The sequence below is a fragment of the Nocardioides stalactiti genome (genome assembly GCF_014180715.1).
GTDB lineage: Bacteria > Actinomycetota > Actinomycetes > Propionibacteriales > Nocardioidaceae > Nocardioides > Nocardioides stalactiti.
In genome coordinates this window covers 1-11,007 of the sequence record NZ_JACEFC010000129.1, presented here as the reverse complement: position 1 = coordinate 11,007, position 11,007 = coordinate 1, and the positions used below count along the sequence as shown (strand labels likewise).

The following is an 11,007-nucleotide window of genomic DNA, read 5'->3' as shown; positions in this document are numbered from 1 at the left end:
GCGTCGCTGCCGGCGCCGCGACCGGCGACACGGCGGCCGACGTAGGGCTCCGTGGAGCGGGGAGAACGGTCCGAGCGGGTGGTCGACGTCGCGCGTCGTGCCCCTCGGTGGTTTCCCATACGCTCGCAGTCCCCGCTCGACGATCTGGTCCTTGTTCCGCAGCGGGCCGACCGCGGCGAAACGAATGCGGACGACCCTAACCGATCGCCCGCGCAGGTCGAAATCGTAAGTCAGGTCACTGCGGGGCGTCTCGAGAACAACGGGAGAGATGTAACCCAGGTCACGCCCTGAATGGGCAGGCTCGTCGGGAGCCGGGCGAGCGGACTAGGGTGCCCGAGGACCCGCACTGCAGCGAGGCCCCTCCCGATCAGCAAGGACGTATCAGTGGACCTGATGGAGTACCAGGCGAAGGAGCTCTTCGCCAAGCACGGTGTGGCGACCACCCTCGGTGTCGTCGTCGAGACCGCCGAGGCCGCGAAGGCCGCTGCGGAGCAGCTGGGCGGCGTCACCGTCGTCAAGGCGCAGGTCAAGGCCGGCGGCCGCGGCAAGGCGGGCGGCGTCAAGCTCGCCAAGACGCCCGACGAGGCTTTCGAGCACGCCACCAACATCCTCAACCTGACGATCAAGGACCTCCCGGTCAACCGGGTCCTGATCACGCCGGCGACGCCGCCGGAGGAGGAGTACTACTTCTCCTTCCTGCTCGACCGCGCCAACCGCCAGTACCTCTGCATCGCGTCGGTCGAGGGTGGTGTCGAGATCGAGGAGGTCGCGAAGACCAACCCGGACGCCGTCAAGAAGATCGCGATCGACCCGGGTGCGGGCGTGGACGCCGACAAGGCGCGCGCGATCGCGACCGAGGCCGGCTTCCCCGAGCCGGTCTTCGAGCAGGCCGTCGAGATGATCGAGAAGCTCTACAAGGTGTTCGTCGACGAGGATGCGACCCTCGTCGAGGTCAACCCGCTGGCTCGTCTCGCGGGCGACAAGCTCGAGGCGCTCGACGGCAAGGTCTCGCTCGACGAGAACGCCTCCGAGGTGCGTCACCCCGACCACGAGGCGTTCGAGATCCGCGACGAGGCCAACCCGCTCGAGGCGAAGGCCAAGGAGTTCGGTCTCAACTACGTCAAGCTCGACGGTGCTGTCGGCATCTGTGGCAACGGCGCCGGTCTGGTCATGTCGACCCTCGACGTCGTCGCGTACGCCGGTGAGAACCACGGCGGGGTCAAGCCTGCCAACTTCCTCGACATCGGTGGCGGCGCCAACGCCCAGGTGATGGCCAACTCCCTCGACGTGATCCTCAACGACCCGCAGGTCAAGAGCGTGTTCGTCAACGTGTTCGGTGGCATCACCGCGTGCGACGAGGTGGCCAACGGCATCAAGGGTGCTCTGGAGATCCTGGGCGACAAGGCCACCAAGCCGCTCGTCGTCCGTCTCGACGGCAACAACGTCGAGCAGGGTCGCGCGATCCTCAACGAGATGAACCACCCGCTGGTGACGCAGGTCGACACCATGGACGGCGCGGCCGACAAGGCCGCCGAGCTGGCGAACGCCTGAGGGAGACGAGAAGAAACATGAGCATCTACCTCAACAAGGACAGCAAGATCATCGTCCAGGGCATGACCGGTGGCATGGGTTCCAAGCACACCGCCCTCATGCTTGACGCCGGCGCCAAGATCGTCGGTGGCGTCAACGCCCGCAAGGCCGGCACCACCGCTGAGATCGCCGGCCAGGAGCTGCCCGTCTTCGGCTCGGTCGCCGAGGCCATGAAGGAGACCGGCGCCAACGTGTCGGTCCTCTTCGTCCCGCCGGCGTTCACCAAGGACGCCTGCGTCGAGGCCATCGACGCCGAGATCCCGCTGATGGTCGTCATCACCGAGGGCGTCCCGGTCCAGGACACGGCCGAGGTCTGGTCCTACCTGCAGGGCAAGAGCACCCGGATGATCGGTCCCAACTGCCCGGGCATCATCTCGCCCGAGGAGTCGCTGGCCGGCATCACCCCGCACACCATCGCGGGCAAGGGTCCGATCGGTCTGGTGTCGAAGTCCGGCACGCTGACCTACCAGATGATGTACGAGCTGCGTGACTTCGGCTTCACCACTGCCATCGGCATCGGTGGAGACCCGATCATCGGCACCACGCACATCGACGCGCTGCAGGCCTTCGAGGACGACCCGGAGACCAAGGCGATCGTGATGATCGGCGAGATCGGTGGCGACGCCGAGGAGCGTGCGGCCGCCTACATCAAGGACAACATCACCAAGCCGGTCGTCGGCTACGTCGCGGGCTTCACCGCCCCGGAGGGCAAGACCATGGGCCACGCCGGCGCCATCGTGTCGGGCTCCTCGGGCACCGCCCAGGCGAAGAAGGAGGCCCTGGAGGCCGTCGGCGTGAAGGTCGGCAAGACGCCGTCCGAGACCGCGGCCCTCATGCGGGAGATCATGCAGAGCCTCTGAGCACCCGCTCGACGCGGAGGGCCGTCACCCCACGGGGGTGGCGGCCCTCCCGCGCTTTTCTGTGGTCGTCACACCGTGGGCGCGTGGTGGCAGACGGCCTCGATGTTGTTGCCGTCGAGGTCGCGCACGAACGCGCCGAAGTAGCGCTCGTGGTACTCCGGCCAGAGGCGCGGGGCGTGGAGGGTCTCGGCGCCGAGGCTCCGGGCGGTCTCGAAGAACGCCTCGACCGCCGCCGGATCGGCCGCCTGGAACGCGATGTGGACCTCGCGGTTGGGCGGCATGTCCTCGTAGGCGCTCAGCCAGAAGTCGGGCTTGTCCTTGCCGTAGCCGACCGCCACGTCGAAGTCCATGAGCCGGCGGTAGCCGAGGGTCGCGAGGACGGTGTCGTAGAAGCGCTTGGACGCCTCGAGGTCCGCGCAGTTGATGCCGAGGTGATCGATCATGGCGCGATCCTGGCAGCCGTCACCGACACTGTCCGGCCACGGCAAAGGTCCCTAGAGTGCCGGCATGGCGCGCGAGGCTCCCACGCATCCAGGTTCGTTCCTGCTCGGCTCGGCGCGCGAGCTCCTGGCCAACCAGGTCGAGTTCTTCGAGTCGACGTACGCAGGCGGGAACGACCTGGTGCGGGTCGTGGTCGGTCCGCCAGGCATGCGGCACTCCCTCTACCTCAGTCACACGCCGGCCGGCGCGGAGGCGCTGCTGAGCGCGCGCACGATGGCGGCCTTCCGCAAGGACAACCCGCTGTACGGCGAGGTGCGGATGGTCCTCGGCGACGGGATCCTCACCGCCCAGGACGACGACTGGCTGCGCCAGAAGCGGTTCATCCAGCCGATCTTCACCCGGACCCGGGTCGACGGCTACCTCGACCAGATGATCGACACGATCGCCGCCACCACCGCCGAGATGGGTCGAGGCGATGCCGGCAGCACGGTGGACCTGGGCGACCAGATGATGCGGATGACGTTGCGGATCGTCGGGCGGGTGCTGCTGGGAGACGACACCGCCGAGCTGGAGGAGGCCGTGCACGACCACTTCCCGGTCGCCTCCCAGGGGATGCTCACCCGGGCGCTGTTCCCGATGCGGATGCCGCTCTCCTGGCCGCTGCCGGTCAACCGGCGGACGGCGAAGGCCCAGCAGGCCCTCTTCGAGGTCTGCGACAAGCTCATCGCCCGGCGTCGGGCAGGGGAGTCCGACGGCGACGACCTGGCGCGTCTCCTCGTCGAGGCCCGGGACGGTCAGGACCGGCTCAGCGACGAGGAGGTCCGTGACCAGCTGCTCATCTTCCTGCTGGCCGGCCACGAGACCACCTCGACCTCGCTCACCTTCGCCCTGCACCTGCTGGGCTGCCATCCCGACGTCCAGGAGCGGCTGCGGGAGGAGGCGCTGGCCGTCTTCGGCGACGGCGTCCCGACAGCGGCCCAGGTGCACGAGGACCTCCCGTGGACGACGGCGGTCCTCAAGGAGTCGATGCGGCTCTATCCGGCGACGCCGTTCAACGGGCGGCTCTGCGTCGAAGACACCGAGGTCGACGGCTGCCTGGTGCCGGCCGGGTCCGACTTGCTGGTGTCGGTGTGGAACATCCACCGCCGGCCCGACCTGTATCCCGACCCCGAGCGGTTCGACCCGTCCCGCTTCCTGCCCGAGAACGACGCCGGCCGCGGCCGTTACGACTGGATCCCGTTCGGCGCCGGCCCGCGGGCGTGCATCGGCCAGCACTTCTCGATGCTCGAGTCCGTCGCGGCGCTCGCCCTGATGGTGCGCGACCTGGAGTTCCGTGCGCCGGCCGGTGTGACCGACCGGGTGCGCGTCGGCTCGGCGCTGACGCTGCACCCGATCGACCCGGTGCGCTCCGAGGTGTCGGCCCTCAGCACCCGGCCTCGCTGAACACGCAGAGGTACGACGCGAGCGTCCGGGTGAGCCCGACCTGGGCGCGGGCGCCCTCCTCGGCATAGCTGATGTGGCCCTCGCCGTAGCGGTCGGTCAGCAGGATCGCGTTGGCCACCCGCGTCACCAGGTAGGTGTGCAGGCCGAGGCTGTCGTAGCTGAGGCTGAAGACCACCGAGTCGTAGCCGGTGTCGATCGCGTGCGGCGTCCACACCAGGGTGCCGTCCTCGGGACAGGCTTCCAGCGCCGCGCGGATGTCCGCGAGGGCTGCGACCGCGCTGTCGACGCTCGGCAGCGTGACGATCGCCCGCCGGTCGGCGTACTCCGGACCGGTCGCCCACGCCCACAGCTCCTCGACGGTGTCCGGCCGCGGCCAGACCTCGACGCCGCAGGGCGCGATCGGCCAGCGCTCCTCGTCGGCGGCGGGGTGGTACGGCGTCGGGTGGTACTCGCCGCCGTCGCCGCGGCCGTCCCACAGGTCCTGGCCGAGCGGGATGCCGTCCGGGATCCGCGTGACGACGCCGGCCTCGACGTCGGGCTCGTCCGAGCCCTCGGCGTCGTCGGGGATGGTGGTGAGCGGGGTGGTCGGCTCGTCGGGGACCGGCGGCGTGCCGTCGTCCTCCTGCGAGACCGGGTCGATGGCGCCGGTCTCGGGCTCGGGGTCGGCACCGCCGCAGGCCGCGAGGGAGAATGCGGAAGCCGCGACGGTGGCGGCGAGCAGGTGCTGGGTGGTGCGGCGGATCGTCATCGCGACTACCCCTTTCAGGGTCGTGGTGGAGGGTCGTGATGGATACGCACGGGCGCGCCTCCTGGTTGCCTCAACAGGCCCCCGAACTGCTCCGAAAAACAGAGAATCCCCCGAGATCTCGGGGGATTCTCTGCACGTGAGGCTTCAGCATCCGGCCTCGGTGAAGATGCACATCTCACCGGAGAGGAGCTGGGCCAGGTCGACCTGGCCGGGGGCGGCCTCGGCCTGGAACTCAGCGCTGTACTCGCCGCCGTACTCGAGGGCGAGGATCGCCGTGCCCACCCGCATGACGGTGTAGAGCTGGCCCGCCGGCGCCCCGACGCCGTCGACGACCTCGTAGGTGTAGCCGAACGTGACCGAGTCGTAGCCGGTGTCGGAGTTGAACATCCGCCACAGCCGGTCGGACAGGCCGCCCTCGGCGCGGTCGCGGTCGCAGCCCTGGACCTGGCTGCGGAGCAGCTCCATCTGGGCGACCGCTGCGTCGGCGGAGGGATAGACGCGGAGCGTGCGGCCCTCGTAGCCCTCGATCGCCGACACCGTGTAGGCGAGGTCGGGCTCGTCGACGTCGGTGCTGCCGAAGCTCGGGAACGCCAGCACGCCGCCGCACATCGTCTGCGGCCGGGCACCCTGGGCCTCCGCGGACGGGCCGTCGACCGTGGTCTCCCCGTTGTCGACCGGAGGCTCGCCGAGCGCCAGGTCGAGGGGGAAGTCGGCCGGGATCGACGTCGCCGGTTCGCCGGCGCTGCCGGGCCCGTCCGAACCGGGGTCCGACGGGGCTGCCGGCTGCAGCTCGTACATCGCGCCGACGACGTCCGCCAGGTTCTCCCGCGTCTCGGTGGCGAGGGAGTCCACGTCGGACGCCAGACCCTCGTCGCTGGTGAGGTCGACCGCCACCGCGTTGCCGATCCTGACCACGTTGATCACCGTGCGATAGATCTCGTCACCGACGCTGGTGACCACGACCGACTCGTCGCCGATCGCACCGTCGGACACGGTCGTGGTGAAGGTCGGGGCCGACCCGCTCGTCGGGCACGCCTCGTAGAGCGCCCGGAGGTCGGCGACGTAGGCGGCAGCCTCCTGGTCGCTCGTGAACAGCCTGAGCTCCCGGATCCGGAAGTCCGTGGGGTCGTTCCACCGGGTGGTGAGCCGGTCCAGGGCGCCCGGGTCGACGGCGCTGGTGCCGCAGGCCTGGAGGTCGCCGGCCGCGGTCATCGCCTGGTTGTCCGCGCTCGGCGGGTCGAAGCTGGTCTCGGCGCTGTCGTCCTCCGGCCATCCGGAAGCGAGCGGGAAGTCGGCCGGGATCGTCGTCGGTCCGTTCTCGCCGGGCGTCGGCTCGATGGTGGGCGGTGCGTCGTTGCCGATCGCAAGCCGCTGCGCGGCGACCGGCACCATCTGCTCGGCCGGGGTGTCCTCGAAGTTGTAGTCCTCGCCGTGGCTGAGCGCGGTCACGAGCGCGATCCGGTCGCCGGTGACGACCAGGCCGGTGTCGAGGTACCAGCTCTGGTCACCGAACGGGTCGAGCCGCTCGTCGACCGGACCGTAGGAGGCGTTGACGTGGCTGCCCTCACCGTCGACGGGGATCTCGACGGGCAGGAACGGGCCGGACGTGAAGTCCTCGGCGCCCGTGGGCCGGCAGTCGTCGTACCACCCCTGGATCTCCGCGTACGCCGACTGCGCCGCGGCGGCGCTCGGGAACTCGCCGACGATCTCGGTCAGGTAGGGCCACGGGTCGCTCGGGTCGGTCTGCGCGGTGAAGGTGAAGTCCCGCTGGAGGACCGTGGTCGCCCCGAGGCCGGCGAACGAGGTCTGCATGCAGGGGTTGGGCGGCGCCTGGCCGTCGTCGGTGAGGGTGCGTCCGGCGGTCCAGTCCTGACCGGGCTCGTACCAGATCGCGTCGGCCTCGCTCAGCAGGTTGTTCTCGTTGAGCTCGAGGGCGCCCGGGACCGGCACCGAGTCGGTGACGGTCGGGGAGGGGGCGAACCGGTCCGGGTCGGCCTTGTCGTCGCCGGTGACGGCCAGCGCGATCACCGGGACGGCGACGGCCGTCACGACGGCGGCGCTGACGCCGGCGATGACGGCGTGCCGGCGGCGGCGGATCCGGTCGCCTCGGGCGCGGATCTCGGAAGCGGCAAGTGGCATGGGTGCGCCCTCCATCGCGTCGCCGAGACGGGTGAGCTTCTCGATCGGGTCAGACATGGCTCATACCTCCAGCCAGACCGCCGGGGGTCTCGTCGGTGAGCAGCGCGGCGAGCGCGGTGCGCCCGCGACTCAGCCGCGCCTTGATGGTTCCTTCGGGGACGCCGATCTCGGCGGCGATCTGGTGGATCGGCAGGTCGGCGATGTGGTGGAGCACCAGCGCCTGGCGCTGGGCCTCGGGGAGCTGGCGGAGCGCGGCGACGAGGGCGACGTGCGACTCGTCGATGCCGGGCACCACGGTCGGGGCGCCGACGGCACGGTCGACAGGCCGCTTGGCGAGCTTGGTACGACGCCAGCGGCTCACGGCGAGCCGGTAGGCCGTCGTCCGCACCCACGCCTCGGGGTACTCCGCCTTGTCCAGCTTGCGCCGGTGGGCCCAGGCTCGTGCGAAGGCCTCCTGCACGCACTCGGTGGCTTCGTCCAGGTTGCCGATCATGGCGTAGACCTGACCGGTGATCCGACGGAACGACGCGGCATAGAGCTCGTCGAACTCCTGTGCCTCCACGGCCGTCCCCCTTTCCTGCCCGAGAACCGGGCAGTGGCCCGGAGGTGTGATGACGATGGTGGTACGCCTCAGCCTCGCGGGAGGTTGCATCCGGTCCGGCGATTCTTCCCGCGGCGTCCGAACGCCCGGAGCCTCGTCGGCGCTAGTCGTAGTCCGGCAGCTGGGGCAGGCGGGACATCGCGCGCTCGGTGAGCGTCACGAACTGGGCGTCGCTCATCCGGGCTCCCGGGGCGGAGACGAAGACCAGCTGGGAGACCGCGGTGCCGCTGCGGAGCAGAGCGACCGAGTACTCCACGATGCGCTCGCCGGGGAGCCGGGTCGACAGGTGCCAGGCCGTGAAGGACTCGTCGCCGTCGTCCTGGGCGCGGAGGACCCGGACCTCGGTGCCGGCGCCCGCCTCGCGGTCGGGGCAGCCGTTGATCGCGTTGCGGTAGGCCTCGAGCAGGCCGGCGGCGGTCTTCCTCGGCAGCGCGGCGACGACCTGGGTCAGGCCGAACTCCGCGGGCAGGTCGCCGTCGACCTTGACGAAGGTCCGCACCAGGTCGGTCCGGAACTTCTCGCCGTCGTACGCGTCGGCCAGGGCGGGGTGGGCGCAGCCGAGCACGTCGATGTCGGTGCGGGCGCTGGTGACCTCCTGCGGCGGGGTCCCCATCCACGGCTTGGCGGGGTCGCCGACGAACGGCAGGTCGGTCGTGGCCNGACGAACGGCAGGTCGGTCGTGGCCAGCATCGCCGGCACCTCGCCCGCCGGGTAGGGCACGGCCACGTCGAAGTTCGTGGGGTCCGGGGCGCAGCGGCCGCCGTCGGGGAGCTTGCAGAGCCGGCCGACGGCCGCGCCGAGGAGACGTGCGGAGCCCGGGCGGTTGGCCGTCTCGGGCGCGACGTCGGTCTTGAGCGCGACCGCGGTCGTGAACAGCCCGCTGCGCGCGACGCCGACCACGTAGGTGGCCGGCTCGGGGTGCTGGTCGTAGAGGACGAACAGCGCCGAGTCGTCGGCGATCCCCGGCGTCGAGAGCGTGCCGATCAGACGGAACCCGGCCGTCTGGCAGTCGGCGATCCAGTCCCGCAGTCGCAGGTAGGCCTTCTCCGCCCGCGCCGGGGTGCGGGAAGCCTCGACGACCTGGGTCAACCGCCGTGTGGACTCCTTGCCCTCCCCGACCCGGAAGACCCGGACCAGGGCGGCACTGCCGCGCGGGTCGAGGTAGCGCGCGCCGGCGTCCGCCGGCTGACAGGGGAGCACGACACCGTTGCCGGTCGAGTTGTCATGGGTCGGACCCGGCTGCCACTGGCCGGCGAGGGTGTCGCGGACGGTCGGGAGCGGCAGCAGGCTGGTGTCGGGCAGCACGATCTCGGGACCGGGCGCGACCGGTGCGGCGTCGGGACCGCGGGACGGCTCGCGGTCGAGCGTGGGGTGCGACCCGCTGGCATCGGTGACCACGGCCCCGCTGACGACGAGCGCGGTGACGACGGCGCCGGCGCCCAGCACGGTGTGCAGACGGCGCCGGGCGGCCCCGGCCCGGCGGATGATCGTCACGCGCGGCCAGGTGACGTCCCTGGTCGCAGCGCCGAGCGCGGCGAACTCCATCGGGATCGAGGCGGCCGGGATCTCGCGACTCATCGAGAACTGCGCGGCGGCGAGCTGGAGCTCGCGCTCGGCGACGTCGGTCGCCACCCCGATCTCCCGCGCCATCTCGTCCATCGACACGGCGGCGAGCTGGGTCAGCAGCAGCGCCCGGCGCTGGGTCGTCGTCAGGGCGGACAGTGCGTCCAGGGTGGCCCGGGTGGCGTCGTCCAGTCCCTTCTCCTTGTGCCACGGGCGCGCCGAGGCTCGTCGTACGGCATGCCGCCAGGCGTGCGGGCGCACGGACGCCTCCGGATCCTCGAGCCGGGAGACCTTGCGCCAGTGGTGCCAGGCGACGACGAACGCGTCGCGGACGGCACTCCGTGCCGCGCCGAGGTCCCCGGTCAGCGCATACGTCTGGAGCAGCAGCCGGTCCCGCGCGGCCTTGTAGAACGCGTCGAACTCGGCCGTGGGATCCGGCGGCAGGGCGGTGTCGTCCATGACCGGACCAAGGTACGACGCGGAGCCCGGCGTGGCACCACGGGGGGAGCGTTCGTGGACGTGATGATGAGGTGGTCATGACGTCGCTGCACTCGCCGCCCGCCTCCCGGACGGCCGCGCGCGAGCCCGGTCGCGCGGAGGCTGAGGTCCGTCGCGCCCTCGTGACCCGTCGCCCGCTGGTCGCGACCGCCACCCTCGGCGGTGCGTTGGCGGCCGCGGGCCCGCTGCTCGTCTGCCTGGCGCTGGCCGTCGTCGGCTGGTTCCTCACCGACGCCGGTGGCCACGGCACCCCGAGCGGCGCGCTGCGGATCGGCGCGCTCTCGTGGCTGGCCGCCCACGGCTCCGGGGTGGCGGTCGAGGGAATCCGGATCACCGCCGTACCCCTCGGGCTCACCCTGCTGTGCGCCTGGTCGACGTGGCGCGTCGGTCACCGGGTCGGGGAGTCGATCTCGGGGCACGGCCCCGACGCCGACCGGATCGCCGACGGAGAGCGCGACTGGACCGTGCCGATCGCCGGTGGACTGTTCGCCGTCGGCTACGTCGTCGTCGCCGTGCTCACCGCCACCCTGGCCGCGACCGTCGAGACCGCACCGGGGACCTCGCGGGTCGTGCTCTGGTCGGTCGTGCTCACCCTCGTCCTCGGCCTTCCGGCGCTCGCGCGCGGCTCCGGCCGGGCGGCGATCTGGGTGCCTGCCGTCCCGCTCGCGCTCCGCGACGGCGCGGCGCTGGTCCGCACCATCCTGCGCACCTGGCTGCTGCTCGCCCTCGTCGCGCTGGTCCTCGCGCTGGTCACCGACTTCTCGACCGCGGCCAACATCGTCTCCCAGCTCGACGCCGACACCGCCGACACCTTGATGATCGCGCTGCTGACCCTGGCGGTGCTGCCCAACGCGATGCTCTTCTGCAGCGCCTACCTGCTCGGACCGGGCTTCACCGTCGGCACGGGCACCCTCGTGTCACCGGCCGCCGTCACCCTCGGGCCGCTCCCGCTGTTCCCGCTCCTCGCGGCCCTGCCCGACGCCGGGCCGACCCCCGGCTGGACCGGCTGGCTGATGGCGACGCCGGTCCTCGTCGCGCTGGTCGCCGCCGCCTGGTCGCTGCGCACCCGGCCCGCCGACTCGTGGGACCAGGCGGCGATCCGAGGCTGCGGCGGCGGTCTCGCC

The 11,007-nt window shown here is 71.5% G+C and carries 9 protein-coding genes; 4 read left to right on the top strand and 5 right to left on the bottom strand.

The window, feature by feature from the left end:
• The first annotated feature begins 384 nt into the window (after nt 1–384).
• Both sucC and sucD read left to right on the top strand, forming a co-directional pair.
• Entirely contained in the window at nt 385–1,551 is a 1,167-nt protein-coding gene (gene sucC / locus H0487_RS19390) for an ADP-forming succinate--CoA ligase subunit beta (protein WP_183095876.1), read from the top strand.
• Nucleotides 1,552–1,568: 17 nt separating this feature from the next.
• Nucleotides 1,569–2,450, top strand: coding sequence for a succinate--CoA ligase subunit alpha (gene sucD / locus H0487_RS19385; RefSeq protein ID WP_183095875.1), 882 nt, complete (start codon nt 1,569–1,571; stop codon nt 2,448–2,450).
• A gap of 68 nt (nt 2,451–2,518) precedes the next feature.
• On the opposite strand, the gene H0487_RS19380 is transcribed toward sucD, so the two are convergent.
• On the bottom strand, nt 2,519–2,893 hold the full coding sequence (locus H0487_RS19380; protein ID WP_183095874.1) for a VOC family protein: 375 nt from the start codon (nt 2,891–2,893) through the stop codon (nt 2,519–2,521).
• 64 nt (nt 2,894–2,957) lie between these two features.
• On the opposite strand from H0487_RS19380, the gene H0487_RS19375 reads away from it, so the two are divergent.
• A complete protein-coding gene (locus H0487_RS19375) occupies nt 2,958–4,334 on the top strand; it encodes a cytochrome P450 (protein ID WP_183095873.1) in 1,377 nt (458 codons plus the stop codon).
• Here the strand turns inward: H0487_RS19375 and H0487_RS19370 are convergent.
• The 4 genes from H0487_RS19370 to H0487_RS19355 all read right to left on the bottom strand — a co-directional run bounded on the left by H0487_RS19370 (nt 4,315) and on the right by H0487_RS19355 (nt 8,321).
• Nucleotides 4,315–5,082: a hypothetical protein gene (locus tag H0487_RS19370; RefSeq protein WP_183095872.1), complete on the bottom strand. Its 768-nt coding sequence runs from the start codon at nt 5,080–5,082 to the stop codon at nt 4,315–4,317. The two genes, H0487_RS19375 and H0487_RS19370, sit on opposite strands and share 20 nt — an antisense overlap.
• Before the next feature lie 144 nt (nt 5,083–5,226).
• On the bottom strand, nt 5,227–7,278 hold the full coding sequence (locus tag H0487_RS19365; protein WP_183095871.1) for a hypothetical protein: 2,052 nt from the start codon (nt 7,276–7,278) through the stop codon (nt 5,227–5,229).
• The gene (locus tag H0487_RS19360; RefSeq protein ID WP_312856024.1) at nt 7,271–7,783 is read right to left on the bottom strand and encodes a SigE family RNA polymerase sigma factor; all 513 of its coding nucleotides are present in this window, start codon (nt 7,781–7,783) and stop codon (nt 7,271–7,273) included. The genes H0487_RS19365 and H0487_RS19360 overlap by 8 nt, the downstream gene beginning before the upstream one ends.
• A gap of 142 nt (nt 7,784–7,925) precedes the next feature.
• Nucleotides 7,926–8,321: a hypothetical protein gene (locus H0487_RS19355; protein ID WP_183095869.1), complete on the bottom strand. Its 396-nt coding sequence runs from the start codon at nt 8,319–8,321 to the stop codon at nt 7,926–7,928.
• A gap of 1,600 nt (nt 8,322–9,921) precedes the next feature.
• On the opposite strand from H0487_RS19355, the gene H0487_RS19345 reads away from it, so the two are divergent.
• The coding region (locus H0487_RS19345; RefSeq protein WP_183095867.1) for a cell division protein PerM at nt 9,922–11,007 on the top strand (1,086 nt) is incomplete at its 3' end.